Origin of the sequence: Isoptericola maris (assembly GCF_048065335.1) — a bacterium.
GTDB classification, from domain to species: Bacteria; Actinomycetota; Actinomycetes; order Actinomycetales; family Cellulomonadaceae; genus Isoptericola; species Isoptericola rhizosphaerae.
Genome location: NZ_JBLUNY010000006.1, coordinates 48,551 through 66,943, shown reverse-complemented (window position 1 = coordinate 66,943; position 18,393 = coordinate 48,551). Strand labels below are relative to the sequence as shown.

19 protein-coding genes are annotated in these 18,393 nt (G+C 73.8%); 10 read left to right on the top strand and 9 right to left on the bottom strand.

The window, feature by feature from the left end:
• Positions 1 to 89 precede the first annotated feature (89 nt).
• The 4 genes from ACH5HR_RS10535 to ACH5HR_RS10520 all read right to left on the bottom strand — a co-directional run bounded on the left by ACH5HR_RS10535 (position 90) and on the right by ACH5HR_RS10520 (position 4,234).
• Positions 90 to 752: a hypothetical protein gene (locus ACH5HR_RS10535; RefSeq protein WP_416477758.1), complete on the bottom strand. Its 663-nt coding sequence runs from the start codon at positions 750 to 752 to the stop codon at positions 90 to 92.
• On the bottom strand, positions 749 to 1,345 hold the full coding sequence (locus tag ACH5HR_RS10530) for a TetR/AcrR family transcriptional regulator (RefSeq protein ID WP_416477757.1): 597 nt from the start codon (positions 1,343 to 1,345) through the stop codon (positions 749 to 751). The genes ACH5HR_RS10535 and ACH5HR_RS10530 overlap by 4 nt, the downstream gene beginning before the upstream one ends.
• On the bottom strand, positions 1,338 to 2,204 hold the full coding sequence (locus ACH5HR_RS10525; protein ID WP_416477756.1) for an alpha/beta fold hydrolase: 867 nt from the start codon (positions 2,202 to 2,204) through the stop codon (positions 1,338 to 1,340). The genes ACH5HR_RS10530 and ACH5HR_RS10525 overlap by 8 nt, the downstream gene beginning before the upstream one ends.
• Positions 2,205 to 2,317: 113 nt before the next feature.
• Positions 2,318 to 4,234 carry a glycoside hydrolase family 15 protein gene (locus ACH5HR_RS10520; protein ID WP_402377567.1) on the bottom strand — a complete coding sequence of 639 codons (1,917 nt, stop codon included), beginning with the start codon at positions 4,232 to 4,234 and terminating at the stop codon, positions 2,318 to 2,320.
• Between the two features lie 163 nt (positions 4,235 to 4,397).
• Here ACH5HR_RS10520 and ACH5HR_RS10515 point away from each other — a divergent pair, with 163 nt between their 5' ends.
• From ACH5HR_RS10515 to ACH5HR_RS10505, 3 genes are read left to right on the top strand one after another with little or no spacing between them, the layout of a single operon-like run.
• The gene (locus ACH5HR_RS10515; RefSeq protein WP_402377564.1) at positions 4,398 to 4,826 is read left to right on the top strand and encodes a YciI family protein; all 429 of its coding nucleotides are present in this window, start codon (positions 4,398 to 4,400) and stop codon (positions 4,824 to 4,826) included.
• A 37-nt stretch (positions 4,827 to 4,863) separates the two neighbouring features.
• Positions 4,864 to 5,286: a YciI family protein gene (locus ACH5HR_RS10510; RefSeq protein ID WP_402377561.1), complete on the top strand. Its 423-nt coding sequence runs from the start codon at positions 4,864 to 4,866 to the stop codon at positions 5,284 to 5,286.
• Positions 5,283 to 6,641: an RNA polymerase sigma factor gene (locus tag ACH5HR_RS10505; protein ID WP_402377558.1), complete on the top strand. Its 1,359-nt coding sequence runs from the start codon at positions 5,283 to 5,285 to the stop codon at positions 6,639 to 6,641. The genes ACH5HR_RS10510 and ACH5HR_RS10505 overlap by 4 nt, the downstream gene beginning before the upstream one ends.
• On the opposite strand, the gene ACH5HR_RS10500 is transcribed toward ACH5HR_RS10505, so the two are convergent.
• On the bottom strand, positions 6,633 to 7,688 hold the full coding sequence (locus tag ACH5HR_RS10500) for a DMT family transporter (protein ID WP_402377556.1): 1,056 nt from the start codon (positions 7,686 to 7,688) through the stop codon (positions 6,633 to 6,635). The genes ACH5HR_RS10505 and ACH5HR_RS10500 overlap by 9 nt on opposite strands.
• 82 nt (positions 7,689 to 7,770) lie before the next feature.
• Between ACH5HR_RS10500 and ACH5HR_RS10495 the strand changes: the two genes are divergently transcribed.
• Together ACH5HR_RS10495 and ACH5HR_RS10490 are read left to right on the top strand one after the other, a co-directional pair.
• The gene (locus ACH5HR_RS10495) at positions 7,771 to 8,664 is read left to right on the top strand and encodes a LysR family transcriptional regulator (RefSeq protein WP_416477754.1); all 894 of its coding nucleotides are present in this window, start codon (positions 7,771 to 7,773) and stop codon (positions 8,662 to 8,664) included.
• Positions 8,665 to 8,729: 65 nt separating this feature from the next.
• On the top strand, positions 8,730 to 9,131 hold the full coding sequence (locus ACH5HR_RS10490) for an FKBP-type peptidyl-prolyl cis-trans isomerase (RefSeq protein ID WP_402377550.1): 402 nt from the start codon (positions 8,730 to 8,732) through the stop codon (positions 9,129 to 9,131).
• Between the two features lie 169 nt (positions 9,132 to 9,300).
• On the opposite strand, the gene ACH5HR_RS10485 is transcribed toward ACH5HR_RS10490, so the two are convergent.
• Positions 9,301 to 10,545, bottom strand: a complete 1,245-nt coding sequence (locus tag ACH5HR_RS10485) for a class I SAM-dependent methyltransferase (protein WP_416477752.1) — start codon at positions 10,543 to 10,545, stop codon at positions 9,301 to 9,303.
• Between the two features lie 22 nt (positions 10,546 to 10,567).
• Here ACH5HR_RS10485 and ACH5HR_RS10480 point away from each other — a divergent pair, with 22 nt between their 5' ends.
• Positions 10,568 to 10,909, top strand: a complete 342-nt coding sequence (locus ACH5HR_RS10480; protein WP_416477751.1) for an Rdx family protein — start codon at positions 10,568 to 10,570, stop codon at positions 10,907 to 10,909.
• Positions 10,910 to 10,943: 34 nt separating this feature from the next.
• Here the strand turns inward: ACH5HR_RS10480 and ACH5HR_RS10475 are convergent, their stop codons facing one another.
• Positions 10,944 to 11,351 carry a DUF5997 family protein gene (locus ACH5HR_RS10475; RefSeq protein ID WP_416477750.1) on the bottom strand — a complete coding sequence of 136 codons (408 nt, stop codon included), beginning with the start codon at positions 11,349 to 11,351 and terminating at the stop codon, positions 10,944 to 10,946.
• A gap of 52 nt (positions 11,352 to 11,403) precedes the next feature.
• Here ACH5HR_RS10475 and ACH5HR_RS10470 point away from each other — a divergent pair, with 52 nt between their 5' ends.
• On the top strand, positions 11,404 to 12,285 hold the full coding sequence (locus tag ACH5HR_RS10470; protein ID WP_416477749.1) for a LysR substrate-binding domain-containing protein: 882 nt from the start codon (positions 11,404 to 11,406) through the stop codon (positions 12,283 to 12,285).
• 20 nt (positions 12,286 to 12,305) lie between these two features.
• Here the strand turns inward: ACH5HR_RS10470 and ACH5HR_RS10465 are convergent, their stop codons facing one another.
• Both ACH5HR_RS10465 and msrA read right to left on the bottom strand, forming a co-directional pair.
• Complete coding sequence (locus ACH5HR_RS10465; protein ID WP_416477747.1) at positions 12,306 to 13,901, bottom strand: ATP-dependent DNA ligase; 1,596 nt, start codon at positions 13,899 to 13,901, stop codon at positions 12,306 to 12,308.
• Between the two features lie 285 nt (positions 13,902 to 14,186).
• Positions 14,187 to 14,858 (bottom strand): peptide-methionine (S)-S-oxide reductase MsrA, encoded by a 672-nt coding sequence (gene msrA, locus ACH5HR_RS10460; RefSeq protein WP_416477746.1) that lies wholly within the window; start codon positions 14,856 to 14,858, stop codon positions 14,187 to 14,189.
• A 256-nt stretch (positions 14,859 to 15,114) separates the two neighbouring features.
• Between msrA and ACH5HR_RS10455 the strand changes: the two genes are divergently transcribed.
• From ACH5HR_RS10455 to ilvA, 3 genes are all read left to right on the top strand, one after another.
• Complete coding sequence (locus ACH5HR_RS10455; protein ID WP_416477745.1) at positions 15,115 to 15,726, top strand: YdeI/OmpD-associated family protein; 612 nt, start codon at positions 15,115 to 15,117, stop codon at positions 15,724 to 15,726.
• A gap of 117 nt (positions 15,727 to 15,843) precedes the next feature.
• A complete protein-coding gene (locus tag ACH5HR_RS10450) occupies positions 15,844 to 17,073 on the top strand; it encodes an AI-2E family transporter (protein WP_416477744.1) in 1,230 nt (409 codons plus the stop codon).
• On the top strand, positions 17,070 to 18,290 hold the full coding sequence (ilvA, locus tag ACH5HR_RS10445; protein ID WP_416477743.1) for a threonine ammonia-lyase: 1,221 nt from the start codon (positions 17,070 to 17,072) through the stop codon (positions 18,288 to 18,290). The genes ACH5HR_RS10450 and ilvA overlap by 4 nt, the downstream gene beginning before the upstream one ends.
• Positions 18,291 to 18,393: the final 103 nt, after the last annotated feature.

Here is an 18,393-nt window from a genome sequence, read left to right as displayed (position 1 = left end):
GGGGGGCCGCCGGCCGCCCCCCGCCCCCCCCCCCGGGCCCGCCCACCCCCACGGGGGGGGCCGCCCGTCGTCGTCCCGCAGCGCCCGGCTCAGCGCGCGGGTGCCAGCCGGACGGCCGCACGCGCTACGAGCAGCATCCCGACCGCCACGAGCACCCCGTGCGCGATGCGGACCCCGGGCCCAGCCCAGAACTGCGGCAGCAACAGGACGAGGCCGACGGCGAGCGGGATCCCGGCCCAGCGTGGCGATACCCCGGCACGCCACAGCGCGACGGCGGTGAGCACGCCGGCCGCCGCGACCAGCAGCAGTCCGAGCCCGAACAGGACGACCGCCGTCGGCTGCTGGCGCAGGACGTCGACCTGATCGAGCAACGACAGGTCCGCCTCGCGCAGTGCGGCTCGGGCGATGACGCGCAGGCCGAAGGTCTCCGCCCCGAAGTACAACGCCGACAGTCCGGCGCCCGCCCAGGCCGTCACGACCGCCGCGGTGGCCGCGCCCTCGGCGGACGAACGGCCGGCGTGCCGGGCCAGCAGCGCGCGGAGACCGAGCAGCGTCGGCGCCAGCAGCCCGATGCCGAGGATCCCGCAGAGGTGCGCCGCCACCCAGCGGTCGGAGGCGAACGCCTCGGCGAGCGCCGCCGTCGGCACCGTCTCGTCGGGCCAGGGGCGCAGGACGGGGAAGAGCAGGAACGCGGCGGCCGCGCCGACGGCGCCGGCCGCGGTCCAGCGCGCGGTCCGGACGACGTCGCTCACGGGGAGTCCTGGTGAGCGAGTGCGGAGATCCCGGCCACGAGCATGTCGACCAGAACGTCGAAGCTACGGTCCACGTCCTGCGGCATCCGGAAACCGCCCCCGAGCTCGAGGGTGACGAAGCCGTGCACGGCGGACCGGGCGGCGCGGACGGCGTCGACCACGCCGTCCTCGGGCAGGTCGAAGCCGCGGAGCGTCGCCACCGCGACGGCGACGCTCTCGGCGGCTGCCGCGCGGTGCTCGGCGTGCGACGGGTCGTCGGGGTCCGGCCCCACCTGGGTGGCGACGTACCGCCCTGGGTGCGCGCGGGCGTAGTGGCGCCAGGTGTGCGCCATGGCGCGGACGGCGTCGGGCCCTGCCGTCCCGACGGTCGCGCGGGAGGCGAGGGCGGTGAGCTCGCGGACGGCGCGGACGGAGATCTCGCGGCGCAGCTCCGCCAACGAACCGACGTGCTTGTACAGGCTCGGTGTGGCCACGCCGGCCCGCGACGCGACCTGGGCGAGCGTCAGACCGGAGAACCCGTCCGGGCCGCCGTCGTCGACCACCTCGAGGGCCAGCCCGACGACGGCCTTGCGCGACAGCCCGGCCCTAGCCATGCCGACCACCCGCCGCGGGAAGCCCGGCGAGGAATCCGAGCACGGCCGGGACCACGACGTCGGGCGTCTGGTGCTGCGGGTAGTGCCCCGCGTCCGGGACGAGCACGCTGTGCTCCGACGGCACACCCAGCGCCTCGCGCACCCAGGCGAGCTCGGCGGCCGGGTCGGTGAAGTCGGGGTCGAGGGCGCCGACGACGGCGAGCGCCGGTGCCTGCACCTGCGCCAGACGGCGCTCGACGACGCCGTGGTCGAGCGCCAGGGCGAGGTGCCGGAACGAGCGCAGGCGGTCGGCGTCGGACATCGCGGACCTGACCTGCGCGACGTGCTCGGTGTGCCGGGGCGAGCGCCGGCCCTTGCTGATCATCGAGTAGTAGCCGGCCCACACGGCGGCGCCCCACGGCCGGGTGAACAGCACGCGGTAGGCCGCGTGCAGCAGCCGCTGCTTGCCGGGTGAGGTGGTCTCGCGCAGGAACGGGCTGAGCAGCACGAGCCCGCGGACGAGGTCGGGCCGCTCGGCGGCCGCCCAGGTGGCGGCGGACGCCCCCATCGAGCTGCCCATCAGGACGGCGGGGCCGGCGTCGAGGTGCTCGACGAGCGCCAGCAGGTCGGAGCCTGTGGCGTCGTCGCCGTGCCGGGTGAAGGTGGTGTCCGCGTCGCCGTGGCCGCGCAGGTCGGCGACCACGACTCGCCAGCCGGCCTCCACCAGGGCCGGGGTGACGTCGTCGTACGTGGAACGCAGGTCTCCCATGCCGGGGACGGCGACGAGGAGCGGGCCGCCGCCGTCGGCGGGGGACGTGTCGGTGTAGGTGAGGCGGCCCTCGGGCCGATCGAGGTGCCGGAGTGCTCGGCTATTGCCCATGCCCCTGAGGCTAATGGCATTAGCCAAAGAGGGCAAGAGGCACGGCGCGTGCGATGCGCCACGATCTCGGCGGGCCGACTACTACCCCGGCTGGCCTGCCACGACCTCGGCGGTCAGGCGCCTCGGGGGGTACGGAACGCGCGGTGGTCCGTGGGCTCCTCCTCGGCCCGGATCACGTGCATGACCGCGTTGATGAGGGCCAGGTGGGTGAACGCCTGCGGGAAGTTGCCGAGGTGCCGGCCGGTGTGCGGGTCGATCTCCTCGGCGTACAGGTTCAGCGAGGACGCGAAGGACAGCAGGCGCTCGCACAGGGTGCGCGCCTGCTCGATCTCACCGATCTCGCACAGCGCGCTGACGAGCCAGAACGAGCAGATGGTGAACGTGCCCTCCTCGCCCCGCAGACCGTCGTCGGTCTCCTCGGTCCGGTAGCGCAGCACCAGGCCTTCCTCGGTGAGCTCGTCGGCGATGGCCAGCACCGTGGCGCGCACACGCTCGTCGTCCGGCGGCAGGAACCGCAGGAGCGGCACCAGCAGCAGCGAGGCGTCGAGCGCGTCGTCGCCGTAGCGCTGGGTGAAGACGCCGCGCTCGTCGACACCCTTGGCGCAGATGTCGGCATGGATCTCGTCCGCGAGCTTCTGCCACTGCGCGGCGAAGTCCGGCTCGTCGTAGAGGCGGGCGAGGCGTGCACCACGGTCGAGCGCCACCCAGCACATCAGCTTGGACGACGTGAAGTGCTGCGGCTCGCCACGCACCTCCCACATGCCGCGGTCAGGCAGGTGCCAGTGCTTGGCGGCCTGCTCGACCTGACACTTGAGCACCGGCCACAGGGCCTCCGGGAGCTGCTCCCGGTTGCGCGTGTGCAGGTAGACCGAGTCGAGCACCGCGCCCCAGACGTCGTGCTGGCGCTGGTCGTAGGCGGCGTTGCCGATCCGCACCGGACTGGCCCCCTCGTAGCCGCTCAGGTGGGACAGCTCCGACTCGGTGAGCTCTTCCTCGCCGCCCACGCCGTACATGATCTGCAGCTCTTTGTTGTCCTGGCAAACGTCCTGGATGAACGCGAAGAAGTCGTTCGCCTCGCGGTCCAGGCCCAGGGTGTACAGCCCCCACAGAGCGAACGTCGAGTCCCGGATCCATGCGTAGCGGTAGTCCCAGTTGCGCTCGCCGCCCGGCGTCTCGGGCAGCGACGTCGTGGCCGCGGCCAGCAGAGCACCTGTCGGCGCGTAGGTCAGGCCCTTGAGGGTCAGCGCCGAGCGCTGCAGGAAGATCCGCCACGGGTGGTCGGGGAACGAGCCCTGCGTGATCCAGTCGCGCCAGAACTGCTCGGTGCGCCACATCTTCTCCAAGGCCTCGTCCCAGGTCGCGGGAGCAGGCAGCGAGGACCAGGCGAGCGCCACGAAGTGTGTCTGCCCCTCCTCGAGGCGGGTGCGGGCGTGCGCCCGCTGCCCCTCGAGCCCGAACCGGAGGTCGGAGCTGAGGCGCAGGTCCGGGTTCTTGCCGCCCATCCTGGCCACGACCGAGGAGTAGCCGTCGTCCAGGTACTCCCACTCCGGCTCCCCCCGGGCGTAGTCCGGCTTGGGGGCGCAGACCACCTCGAGGTCGACGGTGCCCGACACACACTTCACGGTGCGCAGCAGGACGTGCTCGGTGTCGTGGTCGGTGGGCGTGCGCCGGTGCGTCTGCGAGCGCTCCTCGACGTTGTGCCACGGGCCCATGACCATCGCGTCCCGCACCACCAGCCAGCCCGTCGACGTCTGCCAGGTGGTCTCGAGGATCAGGGTGCCCGGCACGTACCGGCGCGCCACCGGGACGCGGGCGCCGTGCGGCCCCACGCGGAACATGCCCGCTCCCCGGTCGAGGATCGACGAGAAGACGCTGGGCGAGTCGGGCCGGGGCAGGCACATCCACTCGATGGCGCCGCTGGGGGCGACCAGTGCGTTGGTCTCGCAGTCGGACAGGAACGCGTACTCCGCGATGGAGGGGAAGGAGCTGCGGCCGTCGGTGCGCGGCGTCGGCTGGGCATCGAGCATCATGACACCAGACTGCTCTGCCCGGGGGGCCGGACGCCAGTCCGTGCCCCGTCGGGCCAAGAAGATTCACACACTTGTGACGTGACGTGTCGATCCCCGGGTTTCCCGTTCGACCTGGGGGTGAGAAGGTCCAGACGGGGCCACCACATCACGGGAGATGAGAAGAATGGCCAAGTACATGCTGATCATGCGCAGCACCGACGAGGCGGAGGCGGCGTTCGCCGACTCCGGCATCGACTTCGACGAGATGCTCGCGACGATGGGGCGTTTCAACAACGAGATGATCGAGGCCGGCGTGCTGGTGGCCGCCGAAGGGCTCGAGGAGGCCGACAAGGGCGTCGTCGTCGACTACTCCACGGACGAGCCGACCGTCACGGACGGGCCGTACGGCGAGACGAAGGAGCTGTTCAACGGCTACTGGATCCTCGACGTCCCCACCATCGACGACGCCGTCGCGTGGGCGAAGAAGGCCCCGCTGGCAGGCCCGGGCATGAAGTCCGAGATCCGCCGCATCCCCACGATCGACGAGTTCCCCGCGGACAACGAGTGGATCCAGGCGGAGCGCGCCTGGCGCGAGCGCACCGGCCAGCTCTGAACCGCACCACGCCGAGAACGTCTTTCGAGGAGGAACCATGCCGAAGTACATGCTGATCATGCGCGGGACCGACGAAGGTCAGGCTGCCTACGAGCAGACGGACTTCAACGAGGTCATCGCCGCCATGGGCCGCTACAACGAGTCCATGATGGACGCCGGGGTGCTCTCCGCCGGTGAAGGGCTCTCCGACGCGTCCGAGGGCGCCGTCGTCGACTTCTCCACCGACACCCCGGTGGTGACGGACGGGCCGTACGGCGAGACGAAGGAGCTGTTCAACGGCTTCTGGATCATCGACGTCTCCACCCGCGACGAGGCGGTCGAGTGGGCCAAGCGCGCGCCGCTGAGCGGCCCGGGTACGAAGCTCGAGGTCCGCCGGGTGAACGGCGACGAGGACTTCCCGCAGGACAACGAGTGGATCCAGAAGGAGAAGGAGTGGCGCAAGGACCTCGGGACCGAGTGAGCGCACCGCGCGGGGTGCCCGACGACGGCACCCCGGCTCCGGCGTCCGGTGTCGGGACCGACGATGGTCCCGACACCGGGCGCCGTGCGCTCGAGGCGACCTGGCGCATCGAGTCCGCGCGGATCGTCGGTGCGCTGGCCCGCTACACCGGTGACCTCGCGCTGGCCGAGGACGTGGCGTCCGAGGCCGTCGCCGAGGCCCTCGTGAGCTGGCCGCGCGACGGGGTGCCCCGCGACTCGACGGCCTGGCTCCTCGCCACCGGGCGCCGTCGGGCCATCGACGCGTTCCGCCGTCGGGCCGGCCGCGACGTGCGGTACGCGGCGTTCGCCCGCGACCTGGACGAGGGCGGCGTGCACGCCGGGGCCACGCCGTCGGGCGACGACGAGCCCGACCTGCTGTGGGACCCCGACCGCATCGAGGACGACAAGCTCGCCCTGATCTTCACCTCCTGCCACCCGGTGCTGCCCAAGGAGGCGCGCGTCGCGCTGACGCTGCGGGTGGTCGGGGGACTGACGAGCGAGGAGATCGCGCGGGCCTTCATCGTCCCCACCCCGACGATCCAGGCGCGCATCACCCGGGCGAAGAAGCAGCTCGGCGCGGCCCGGGTCCCGTTCGAGGTGCCGCCCGCGGACGAGCGGCCCGCGCGGCTCGGATCGGTGCTGAACGTGCTGTACGTGATCTTCACGGAGGGCTCCTCGGCGTCGGGCGGTGGTGACTGGATCCGGACGGACCTCGCCCGGGAGGCGATCCGGCTGGCGCGCGTCCTGTCGCGTCTGATGCCCGACGAGCCCGAGGCGGCCGGGCTGCTCGCCCTGCTCGAGCTGACGGCCGCCCGCTTCCCGGCACGCACCGGCCCGGACGGTGAGCCGATCCTCCTGGCCGACCAGGACCGGCGGCGGTGGGACGCCTCGGCGGTCCGGCGCGGCCGGGCCGCCCTCGCGCGTGCCGAGGCAGCCGGTCGGGGGCTGGGCCCTTACGCGCTGCAGGCGGCCATCGCCGAGCAGCACGACGTCGCGGACTCGGTGGACGGCACCAACTGGGCGCGGATCGTCCGGCTGTACGAGGCGCTCGGCCGGGTGGCGCCGTCGCCCGTGGTGGAGCTCAACCGGGCGGTGGCCGTGTCGATGGCGTCCGGGCCGGAGGCGGCGCTCGAGATCGTGGACGTGCTGGTCGGCTCCGGCGCGCTGGCCGGGTCCTACCTGCTGCCGAGCGTGCGGGGCGAGCTGCTGTCCCGGCTGGGGCGGCGTGACGAGGCCCGGCGCGAGCTCGAGACCGCGGCGCAGCGGTGCGGCAACGAGCGCGAGCGCGGCGTGCTGGAGGCCAAGGCCGCCGCCCTGGGCCCGCCGTCAGGCTGAGCTCGTCGCGGCGGCACGTCGGCGCCGGAGCGTCGGCAGGGTGGCCACCGCGACGCCCGCCAGGGCCAGGGCGCCACCGAGCAGCGCGGCCGGAGCGGGCACCTCCGCGAGGAGTGCCCACGACAGCAGGACGACGACGGCCGGCACCGCGTAGGTCGTGGCGGCGGTGCGCCCGGCGCTCGCTCGCGTCAGCACGTACCCCCAGGTGCTGAACGCGATCGCCGTGGGGAAGACCCCGAGGTAGACGATGCCGAGCACGGTCGACGTCGTTGCCCCGGACACCTGGCTCACCAGGCCCGGCAGGAACGGCAGGGAGGCCACCGTGCCGGCGAGGCAGCCCAGCCAGGTCATGGTGAGGGCGTCGACACGGGGCAGCAGCCGCTTCTGGAGCGTCGCGGCGCCCGCGTACAGGACGGCGGAGACGAGGCCCAGCACGACGCCGACGGCATCGAACCGGCCCGAGGAGGTCGTGGTGGCGATGACGACGACGCCGGCGAACGCCACGGCGATCCCGACCAGGAGCCGTCGAGGGAACCCCTCGCCCAGGAGCGCGCCGGCGAGGACGGCGACGAGCATCGGGGCGATGTTCACCAGCAGGGCGGTCGTACCGGCGTCCAGGTGCTGCTCGGCGGCGTTCAGCGTGAGGTTGTACGCGCCGAACCAGGCCACGCCCCAGACCAGGACGAGGAGCAGCACGCGTCCGCGCGGGACCGCCGTCCGCCCAGGGCCGGCCGGCACGCCGGTGGTGGCCGGCACGCTCGTGGTGGCAGCGCGGGCGCGTCGGCGGGCGCGCACGACGAGGAGCATCGCCGTCAGCGCGACGCTGCCCACGGCGACGCGGCCGAGGGTCAGGGGGCCGGGGTCGACGTCGTGGCCGACGGCGCGGATCGCGACGAAGGCCGAGGCCCAGAGCAGCACGGTGACGGTCATGGCGGCGGCCGTCAGACGTCCGGCGCGGCGGGTCGTGGCGCTGGGTCCGGTGGCGCGAGGTGCCGTGGCGCGGGGTCCCGTGGCGGGCGCGGTCGCTGCGGTGCTGCTCGTGGTCATGTATCGATGGTGGACCGAGCGAAGGTTCAGCACCAGTCCCGATATCTATCGCATCATTCAGTACCGCTGTATTGTTCATGGCATGCTGGACGTCCACCGCCTGCGCATCTTCCGCTCCGTCGTGGCGAGCGGCTCCGTGGCCGCGGCCGCCGCCAACCTCGGCTACACGCCGTCGGCCGTGAGCCAGCACGTCTCCGCCCTGCAGCGCGAGACCGGCCTGCAGCTCGTCGCCCGGCACGGCCGCGGCGTGCGGCCCACCGCGGCCGGCGAGGCGCTCGCGGCCCAGGCCGACGGGGTCCTCGCGCGGCTCGGCGAGGCCGAGTCGTTCATCGCCGACCTCCGCTCGGGCCGCACCGGACGGCTCTCCATCGCGTACTTCGCCTCCGTCGGGGCGGCCTGGCTGCCGCGCGTGGTCAGCACGCTCACCGACAGGTTCCCCGGGCTGCGCCTCGAGCTCGAGCTGCGCGAGGACGTGCCGACCGACGCTGCGCAGCGCGCCGATCTCCAGGTCGCCGTCGCCCGGCGCGGGTACGAGCCCGGCCAGGGCTTCACGGCGCACCACCTGCTCGACGACCCGTACGTCGCCGTCCTGCCGGTGGACCACCCGTTCGCCGGCCGCGACGAGGTCGAGCTGGCCGAGCTCGCCGACGACGCCTGGATCGACAACGACTTCGCCCGCGGCTGGTGCCGCCGCAACCTCCTCGAGGCCTGCCGTGCGGCCGGGTTCAGCCCGGCGTTCCGCGTCGAGGCGCACGACTACCCGACCGCGCTGGCCTTCGTCGCGGCCGGGATCGGTATCACCGTGCTCCCCGAGCTCGGCGCCGTGCACCTGCCACCGGGGACGATCGGCGTCCCCGCCGTGCGTCCCACCCCCTCGCGGACCATCTACGCGGTGGTGCAGGACGCCGTCGCCCACACGCCGCCGGTCCGCGCCGCGGTGGACGTGCTGCGCGAGGTGGCCGGCGACCCCGCGTAGGCTTGACGCGCACCTGCCGCAGGGAGACACGACCCGCGGCTCCCCGAGAACGGATGAGGTATCCCGTGACCACGCTCCCCACCGCCACCGGCTCGTTCGGCGACAAGCCCGAGATCACGTTCCCGGAGGGCGACGCGCCGACCGGTCTGCAGGTGCAGGTCCTCGCCGAGGGCGACGGGCCCGTCGTCGACGCCGGCCGCACCATCGTCGTGAACTACCTCGGCCAGACCTGGGGCGGCGACGTCTTCGACAACTCCTGGGACCGCGGTCAGACGATCGACTTCCCGATCGGCGTGGGCGCCGTCATCGGCGGCTGGGACAAGGGCCTCGTGGGCCGCAACGTGGGCGACCGCGTGCTGCTGTCCATCCCGGCCGAGCACGGCTACGGCTCGCGCGGCGTGCCGCAGGCCGGCATCCCCGGCGGGGCGACGCTGGTCTTCGTCGTCGACGTCGTGGGCGTGCGCTGAGCGTTCTTGGTTTCGAGCGGGGCGAAGGAACCCGTGCGAGCTCGCGTTCACGGGCCCCAGGGGGCCCTCCACTTCGGGAGATGACGAGCTCGCACGGCTTCCTTCGCCCCGCTCTTGTGTGTCCGGCTCAGCCTCGTCCACCACGCGAGGGGTTGGGGGTGTGGAGGGGTCAGGGTTTGCGCGAGCGGGTGACCGTGAAGCGGGGGTCCTGGGCCACGTGCTCGGTGGGGCCGACGGCGCGGTCCAGCGAGCCGCGGTAGCGGAGCTTCGTGTTGAACACGCACCACAGCTCGCCGCCCGGGCGCAGGACCCGGCCGGCCGCGGCGAACATGCGGTGCGCCGCGTCGGTGCTCACCGCCGACCGGTCGTGGAACGGCGGGTTGAGGAGCACGAGGTCCGCGCTCGCGTCGGCCAGGTCGGCACCGGCGTCGCTCCTCGTCACGGTGCCCTGCACGCCGTTCGCCGCGAGGGTGGCCCGCGTGGAGGCGACCGCCGCCGCCGACCGGTCGGTGCCGACCACCCGGGCGTCCGGGTAGCGGCGTGCCAGCACCACCGCGAGCAGCCCCGTGCCGGAGCCGAGGTCGACGGCGTCGCGCACCCGGGACGCCGCCGGCCAGCGCCCCGCCGTGCTCAGCAGGAACCGGGTGCCGTGGTCGAGGCCGGCACCGGCGAAGGCGCCCCCGTGCGCGACGACGTCCACGTGCTCGGCCGGTGCGGCGCCGTCGTGCGTGGGCGTGGCCGCTGCGAGCAGCTCAGGATCGGTGAGGCGCACACGGGCCGGGTAGAGCGGAGCGGCCGAGCGGGCCTCGGGCCGGGGCGTCGTGGCCACCAGGGCGCGGGACTTGCCGCGCGCCAGGGTGGCGTGCACGGACTCGAACCGGTCACCGAGCACGTCGTTCATGGCGCGTGTCATGTGCTTGATGCGGCCGCCGGCGAGGAGCGTGACGTCGTCGGCGGCATACCGGGCGACGGCCTCCGCGATCTCGGTGAGCTCGCCCAGCGACTTGGGCAGCTGCAGCAGGACGAGGCGGGCGCCGTCGAGCAGGCTGGGGCCGAGCTCGTCCGACGTGACGACGCGGTCTGGTACGGCCGCCGTCCCGAGCGCGTCCTGCGCGCGGGCCGCGTTGTGGCGCGCCGCTGCCTCGGAGTCGACCGTGTCGTGATGGACGCGGACCACGTCGGCCCCCAGGGCGAGAGCGCCGAGCGTCAGTGCCCCGAACCGGTCCCCGAGGACGACGACGCCGCCTGGTGCGGCACCTGGCCCGGCGTCGGCGACGAGCGGAGCCGCCTCGGTCAGCAGCAGGCGGTCGGTGGCGTCCACGGCGACGGGAGCGTCGGGGCGGGTGCCGTCGGCGGGCCAGGGGACCAGCTGGTCGAGCAGGGCGGTCAACGACGGTGCGGCGGGGGAGGTCACGGGACGACCGTAGTCTGGCCGCATGGACGAAGCCACGTCGTCGGACGCCCGGGTGACCATCACCTACTGCACGCAGTGCCGCTGGTTGATGCGCGCTGCGTGGGTCGCCCAGGAGCTGCTGCAGACGTTCCGTACGCGGCTCGGCGAGGTCGCGCTCGTGCCGGGGACGGGCGGGGTGTTCCGCGTGGAGCTGGTGCCGTCGTCGGGCGCGGAGCCGGTGCTGCTCTGGGATCGCAAGGCGGAGGGCGGGTTCCCGGAGATCCCACCGCTCAAGAAGGCGATCCGGGACGCCGTCGCGCCGGATCTGGCGTTGGGGCACACGGACCGGGTCGCCGGGACGGATCAGGTGCCCGGGGAGGGCTGATCTCTGCCGTCCAGATCGCGCCGCGGCCGGCGGATCAGCGGTTCTCGCGGGCTTCCTTCTTCGCGGCCTGCGCAGCCTCGGCCGCGACCCGCTCCTCCTCGGCACGCACCTTCTCGGCCGTCTCGCGCTCGCGGACCAGCCACTCGGGCGGGTCTCCGCGCAGCTCGTTGATCTGCTCGGTGGTGAGCGGGTCGGTGATGCCGCCGCGCGCCAGCCCGGCGATCGAGACGCCCAGGCGGCCGGCGACGACGGGCCGCGGGTGCGGTCCGTTCCGGCGCAGCTCGGAGAGCCACTCGGGCGGCTGCTCCTCGAGCTTCTCGAGCTCGGCGCGCGTGATCCCGTGCTCCTGGAACTCGGGCGGCGTGGCGGGCAGGTACACCCCGAGCTTCTTCGCCGCGTTCGTCGGCTTGAGGACCTGCTGGGAGAAGGGGGTTCCGGCCATGGGCCCAGCCTAGTCGCCGGTGGGCGGCCGCAGCGCCCCGTAACCTGGTCGCGTGAGCGACGACACCCGCCCCGTGCCGGGCGACACCGGGGCCGACGACGTCGGTCCCGACCGGCAGGACGGCCCTCGGTTCCGGCTGGGCTACGTCCCCGGGGCGACTCCCGGCAAGTGGGCGAGGACCTGGCGGGAACGGCTGCCCCGGGTGTTCCTCGAGCTGGTCCCCGTGGGCGCCGCCGACGTGCCGTCCGCCCTGCGTGACGGTGAGGTGGACGCGGCCATCGGCCGCCTGCCCGTCGACAAGGAGGTCTTCCACGCGATCCCGCTCTACTCGGAGCTGCCGGTCGTCGTCGCCTCGAAGAGCCACCTGGTCGCGGCGACCGAGGAGTCGGAGCACGTCGCGGCAGAGGACCTGGGCGACGACGTCCTGTGGGTCCCGCGCGACGACGTCCTGTTCGGCGCGGGCACCGGCCGTCCGGGCCTGCGCCCCGAGGCGTACGACGACGGCTCGGGCACGTTGGTGGAGCCCGAGCCGGCCTCGACCGAGGAGGCGATCGCGTGGGCCGCGGCGGGTTCCGGCGTCGTGGTGACGCCGATGTCCCTCGCGCGGCTGCACCACCGCAAGGACACGGTGCACCGGGTGGTCGACGGCGCGCCCGAGTCTCCGGTCGGGCTCGTCTGGCGGCGGGACGGGCTGGCGGACGGGGTGGCTGAGCTCGTCGAGGAGCTCGTCGGGATCGTGCGCGGGCGCACCGCCAACAGCTCGCGCGGGCGGGGGGCTCCGGAAGCGGCGCGTCCGTCGAAGAAGACGGTCGGCAAGGGCGGTTCCGGTGGAAAGGGTGGTGCCGGCGGCGCCGAGGGCAAGAGGGCTGCGGCTGCTCGTCGGGCCCGGACGCAGCGTCCACGCGGCGGCGGGAACCGGGGGCGCGGACGCTGACGGGCCGACGAGCCCCCGCCTCAGCCGGGCATGTTGCCGAGGGCGCGCACCTGCGCGAGGGTGTCGGCCTCCTCGGCCGTCTTGTCGTCGCGGTAGCGCACCACCCGTGCGAAGCGGAGGGCGACGCCACCGGGGTAGCGCCGGGACCGTTGCACCCCGTCGAAGGCGATCTCGACGACCTGCTCGGGTCGTACCCGGACGACGTAGCCGTCCGTCGGCCCGTCGGCGAGCTCGGTGAACCGCTCGGTCTGCCAGGCGAGGGTCTCGTCCGTCATCCCCTTGAACGTCTTGCCCAGCATCACGAACCCGCCGGTGTCCCGGTCGCGTGCCCCCAGGTGGATGTTGGACAGCCAGCCCTCGCGGCGGCCCGATCCTCGTTCGACGCCGAGCACCACGAGGTCGAGGGTGTGCCGCGGCTTGACCTTGACCCAGGCTGCACCGCGCCGTCCGGCGTCGTACGGGGCGTCGAGTGCCTTGACGACGAGGCCCTCGTGCCCGGCGCCGACGGTGTCCTCGAAGAACGTCTGGACGGCGTCGGGATCGGCGGTGACGACGCGCGGGACGACGGCGGCCGGCGGCACGACGCGGTCCAGCGCGGCGAGGCGCTCGTGGGCCGGGGCGTCCAGCAGGTCGGCGCCGTCGAGGTGCAGGACGTCGAAGAACCGCACGCTCAGGGGTACCGACGGTGCGGTGGGGCCGACGTCGTGCGTCCCGGCGCGCGCGGCAGTCTCCTGGAACGGGCGCGGGCGTCCGGCGTCGTCCAGGGCGAGGGCCTCGCCGTCGAGCACCGCGGCCTGGACGTCGAGCGCACGTGCGAGGGACACGACCTCCGGCAGCCGCTCGGTGATGTCGTCCAGGGAGCGGGTGAACACCGCGACGTCGTCGCCGACGACGTGCACCTGGACGCGGATCCCGTCGAGCTTGACGTCCGCGGCCACCTCGGCGCCGTCGAACCGGTCGAGCGCGCCGACGACGTCGGGGGCGGACGAGGCGAGCATCGGCCGGACCGGACGCCCGACCTGCAGCCGGAAGGTCTCGAGGGCGCTGACGCCGCCGGCGAGCGCGGCCCGGGCGATCGGACCCGACGGGGCGCTGAACATCGCGGCCCGCCGGACGGCCTCCGGCGGCACGTCCGCCGCCGCGGCGATGGCGTCGAGCAGCAGGGAGTCGAGGGCACCCTGGCGCAGCTCGCCCAGCACGAGCCCTCGCAGGAAGCGCTGCTCGTCCGGCGTGGCACGGGCCAGCAGCCGGGCGAGGGCGTCGGAACGGGCGGCGTGGGAACCGGCGCCGGTCAGCGCGGACATGGCCTCGAAGGCGCGGTCGACCTCGACGGGTGTGAGCGTCGGGTCGGTGGCTGCCGGCGGCAGGTCGGTCAGGGACCGTCCGCCGACGCCGGTGCGGCGCTGCCGCAGGCGCCCCGAGAGGTACGAGGCGACGATCTCGGCCTCGTCGGCCTGGCGTCCCGACGGCGCACCTGCGGCTTCCTGGGACGCGTCGGCAGCGTCACCGTCGTCGGCGACACGACGCAGGGTCCCGGCCAGCAGCTCGCGCTTGCGCAGGCGCGAGCGTGTCGCGGCGACCGCGGCGTGGGTCGTGACGAGCTCGGACAGCAGCACCGTCCCATCGTGGCAGCGGCCACTGACGCCTGCTACCGGTCCGTGCGAGGCGCCCGGCGCGGCCGCGCGTCGTAGGCCCGGCGCATGGAGACCGTCCGAGGTATCGGGGGCGTCTTCTTCCGCGCTCGTGCAGGAGTACCCCAACGGCCGTTTCGCCGACCTGACCGACCCCGAGGGCACCCCGGGTCCAGCTCTGGGAGCCTGCCGGCGTGGACGTCGGCGAGCGGTCGCCGGACGGCGGAGCGTGAGCACGGCGCTCTCCGCCATGCGGCGCTCGTGGCCCGCTCAGACCGCCGCGGGGAACGGCACTCCCGTCGTGGCGTGGCAGCGGTAGCCGTGCGGGTTCTTCGCGTCCGACAGGTACTGCTGGTGGTAGTCCTCGGCGTAGTAGAACGGCCCTGCCTCGACGGCCGGCCGCATGTCGGTGGTGATCGGGTCGTAGCCCTTCACGGCAAGCACCTCACCGTACTGCTCGGCGGTGGTGTGTACCGCCTCGGCCTGCTCCGGCGTCGTCCAGTACACGCCGGAGCGGTACTGGGTGCCCACGTCGTTGCCCTGGCGGAAGCCCTGGGTCGGATCGTGCCGCTCCCAGAAGATCTTGAGCAGCTCGGCCTCGCTCACCCGGGACGGGTCGTACGCGACCATCGCCGTCTCGGTGTGCCCCGTGCGGGCCGAGCACACCTCCTCGTACGTGGGGTTCGGCGTCGTGCCACCCATGTAGCCGACGGCGGTGCTCACCACGCCGGGGACCTGCCAGTAGATCTCCTCGGCGCCCCAGAAGCAGCCCATCGCGAGGTAGAGCACGCGCGTGCCCGGCTCCCACGGGCCGGTGAGCGAGGTCCCCAGGACGGTGTGCGACCGCGGGGCGGGCAGGATCGGCGACTCACGGCCCGGCAGGGCGTCCTCGGGGGTCACCATCGTGGTCTTGGCCGACTGGCCGAACAGGTTCTCGAACATCGCGTCGCCTCCTTGGTGCGGTGCGGGGGCGTTCCGCCGACCCCGCACCTGCGCAACGATGCGGGGCGCGCGGGTGTTCCGTGGTCGTCGCCCGCCCCTCCGCGGGGGGGGGGGGGGGGCCCCCCGGCCCCCCCCCCGCCCGGGGGGGGGGGGGGGGCGGGGGGGGGGGGGCCCCGCCCGGGGGGGGGGGGGGGGGGCCCCCCCACAGCGCAGAGAGGGGGTGCGGGGTGTCGGGGGCTGGGCGTAGCGTCGCAGCATGACGCAACCGGTCGACGTCGACGAGTTCCTGCTGCCCGACGCGGCGGCCTGGCGTGCGTGGCTCGACGAGCACGAGGACTCCGCGCCCGACGGCGTCTGGCTGGTCCTGGCGCGCAAGGGCCAGGACGCCCCGACCACCCTCACCCGCGCCGCGGCGCTGGAGGAGGCGCTGTGCAGCGGCTGGATCGACGCGCAGGCGAAGAGCCGTGACGGCGCCACGAGCCTCCAGCGGTACTGCCCGCGACGACGCCGCAGCATCTGGTCCGTGCGCAACCGCGAGATCGTCGCGCGGCTGATCGACGAGGGCCGGATGCGCCCGCGTGGCCAGGCGGAGATCGACCGCGCGAAGCAGGACGGCCGCTGGGAGGCCGCCTACGCCGGGCCGGCCACGATCGAGATGGCCCCCGCGCTCACGGCGGCGCTCGCGGAGAGCCCGCGCGCGACAGCGATGTGGGAGATCCTCACCTCCCAGAACCGCTTCGCGATCCTGCACCGCCTGACGACGGCGAAGAAGGAGGAGACGAGGGTCCGCAACGCCGCGAAGTTCGTCGCGATGCTCGAGCGCGGCGAGACGGTCCACCCGCAACGGCGCACCCTCGACACGGACTGACCGTTCCGCCGTCGGCGAACCCCGGACCTGCCGCGACATCGTCGCGCAGCGCTGCTTCCGGCCATTTAGTGTGGGTCCGTGAACGCCCCTCAGGAGACGTCTGCCAACGGACGTGACATGGTCCCCGCCAGCGTGCGGGGCGCTGCGGCGTGGTCGTGGCGGCTGCTGATCATCGCTGCCGGTGTCGCCGGCTTCTTCTGGTTGCTCGCCCAGCTCAAGACGATCGCCGTCCCGGTCGCGATCGCCCTGCTCATCACCATCCTGCTGCGCCCCCTGCGGCTCACGCTCGAGCGGTGGCACGTGCCCCGCGGGCTGGCCACGGCGCTGTCCATCCTGGGACTCATCGCGTTCGTCACCGGCCTGATCGTGATCGCGGGCCAGTCGATCGTCAACGGCTTCCAGGACCTGTGGGACCAGGCTGTGGCGGGTTTCGAGGAGTTCCTCAGCTGGCTGTCGGACGGACCGCTCGGCCTCGACACGGCCACGCTGAGCGATCTCGGCAGCCAGGCGCAGGACATGGTCGCGGACCAGAGCTCGTCGCTGATCACCGGCGCGCTCGGCGCCGCCACGACGGTCGGCCACGTGCTGGTCGGCATCATCATCGCGCTCTTCTGCACGATCTTCTTCCTGCAGGACGGCCGGAGCATCTGGACCTGGGTCGTCAACATCCTGCCGATCGCCGCCCGGGAGAAGGTCCACCAGGCCGGCCGGCGCGGCATGGTCACCCTGTCGTCCTACGTGCGCACCCAGATCCTGGTGGCCCTGGTCGACGCCCTGGGCATCGGCATCGGCTCCGCGTTCTTCGTCCCGGCACTCGCGATCCCGATCGGCATCCTCGTCTTCGTCGGCTCGTTCGTCCCGATCCTCGGCGCCATCGTGACCGGCGCGATCGCCTGCGCCGTCGTCCTCGTGGCCGAGGGGTGGGTCGCCGCGGCGATCATGCTCGGCATCGTGCTGCTGGTCCAGCAGGCGGAGAGCCACATCCTCCAGCCGTTCCTCATGGGCCACGCGGTCTCCCTGCACCCGGTGGCCGTGGTCCTGGTCGTCGCGGCCGGCAGCCTTGCGGCGGGCCTCATCGGGGCGCTGTTCGCAGTGCCGCTCGCCGCCGTCCTCAACACCGTCATGCAGTACCTGCACGGGCACGACAAGTTCCCCGAGCTCGGCACCGACGACCATCTGCCGCTGCTGCGCCGCCGTCCCTCCCTCGCGGACCTGCCAGGTACGCTCCTGTGGCCGAGCCGGTCGGGCGCGTCGCAGGACGACGCCGGTGCAGCACCCACCACCCCGGGTGATGTTCCTGCCGCACCGGCTGACGATGCCGGACCGGCAGGAGAGAGCAGGACGTGACAGCACCGCACCCCATCCATCGTGTGACACTGGCCGACGTCAGGGCGGCCGCCGAGCTGCTGGCACCGGTGGTGACGCGCACGCCGGTCCACCCCTTCCGGGCGTTGACGCAGATCGCCGGGGCCGACGTCGTCCTCAAGTGCGAGAACCTGCAGCGCGCCGGGTCGTTCAAGATCCGCGGTGCGTACACGCGGCTCGCGGGCCTGACGCCGGAGCAGCAGGAGCGCGGCGTCGTCGCGGCCTCCGCCGGGAACCACGCGCAGGGCGTCGCGCTCGCCGCGGAGCAGCTCGGCATCCCCGCCGTCGTCTACATGCCGCAGGGCGCCTCGGTACCCAAGCTGGAGGCCACGCGGAGCTACGGTGCCGAGGTGCGCCAGCTCGGTGCCAGCGTGGACGAGGCGCTGAGCGCCGCGCGTGCGGAGGCCGCTCGCACGGGCAAGGTGCTGATCCACCCGTTCGACCACGTGGACGTCGTGGCGGGTCAGGGCACGGTCGCGCTCGAGATCCTCGAGCAGGTGCCCGACGTCGGCACGGTGGTCGTGCCCCTCGGGGGCGGCGGGCTCGTGGCCGGCATCGCCACGGTGCTGGCGGAGCTCGCACCGCACGTCCGGGTCGTCGGTGTGCAGGCGGCGTCGGCCGCCGCGTACCCGGCCTCGCTGGCCGCCGGGCGCCCGCTGGCCGGTGACCTGGGCGCGACGATGGCGGACGGCATCGCCGTCGGCACGCCCGGCGACGTGCCCTTCGAGGTGCTCACCCGGCTCGGGGTCGAGGTGCGGACCGTCACGGAGGACCAGATGTCCCGCGCGCTGCTGATGGTGGCCGAGCGCGGCAAGCTCGTCGTCGAGCCGTCGGCGGCCGCGTCCGTCGCAGCGGTGATGGCCACGCCCCACGCCTACACCGGGACCGTGGTGCCGGTGCTGACCGGTGGGAACATCGACCCGCTGCTGCTGCAGCGCGTGGTGCAGCACGGACTCGTGGCCGCGGGCCGGTACCTGCAGCTCTCGGTGCGGCTGGACGACAAACCGGGTGCGCTGGCCACCCTGCTGGAGACGATCGCCGCCGCCGAGGGCAACATCGTGCGGGTGGACCACCGCCGCACGGACACCACGCTGGAGATCTCCGAGGTGCTCGTGACGCTGCAGCTCGAGACCAAGGGGTACGACCACCGGGCGGCGGTGCTGGACCGGCTGCGCAGGGACGGCTACCGCATCGGCTGAGGGCCGGACCGGACGAGGTCGATCCTGCTCCGCTCCGGGTGTCGATCCGGGCGTCCCCCGTTCGTCGAGGTGGTGACGCGGCCACCAGGGCCGCACGGAGCGA

Excerpts from the sequence above, each read along its gene's own strand:
- ACH5HR_RS10530 (WP_416477757.1), bottom strand. The coding sequence starts at position 1,345 with ATGGCTAGGGCCGGGCTGTCGCGCAAGGCCGTCGTCGGGCTGGCCCTC.
- ACH5HR_RS10525 (WP_416477756.1), bottom strand. The coding sequence starts at position 2,204 with ATGGGCAATAGCCGAGCACTCCGGCACCTCGATCGGCCCGAGGGCCGC.
- ACH5HR_RS10520 (WP_402377567.1), bottom strand. The coding sequence starts at position 4,234 with ATGATGCTCGATGCCCAGCCGACGCCGCGCACCGACGGCCGCAGCTCC.
- ACH5HR_RS10515 (WP_402377564.1), top strand. The coding sequence starts at position 4,398 with ATGGCCAAGTACATGCTGATCATGCGCAGCACCGACGAGGCGGAGGCG.
- ACH5HR_RS10510 (WP_402377561.1), top strand. The coding sequence starts at position 4,864 with ATGCCGAAGTACATGCTGATCATGCGCGGGACCGACGAAGGTCAGGCT.
- ACH5HR_RS10500 (WP_402377556.1), bottom strand. The coding sequence starts at position 7,688 with ATGACCACGAGCAGCACCGCAGCGACCGCGCCCGCCACGGGACCCCGC.
- ACH5HR_RS10495 (WP_416477754.1), top strand. The coding sequence starts at position 7,771 with ATGCTGGACGTCCACCGCCTGCGCATCTTCCGCTCCGTCGTGGCGAGC.
- ACH5HR_RS10480 (WP_416477751.1), top strand. The coding sequence starts at position 10,568 with ATGGACGAAGCCACGTCGTCGGACGCCCGGGTGACCATCACCTACTGC.
- ACH5HR_RS10475 (WP_416477750.1), bottom strand. The coding sequence starts at position 11,351 with ATGGCCGGAACCCCCTTCTCCCAGCAGGTCCTCAAGCCGACGAACGCG.
- msrA (WP_416477746.1), bottom strand. The coding sequence starts at position 14,858 with ATGTTCGAGAACCTGTTCGGCCAGTCGGCCAAGACCACGATGGTGACC.
- ACH5HR_RS10455 (WP_416477745.1), top strand. The coding sequence starts at position 15,115 with ATGACGCAACCGGTCGACGTCGACGAGTTCCTGCTGCCCGACGCGGCG.
- ACH5HR_RS10450 (WP_416477744.1), top strand. The coding sequence starts at position 15,844 with ATGGTCCCCGCCAGCGTGCGGGGCGCTGCGGCGTGGTCGTGGCGGCTG.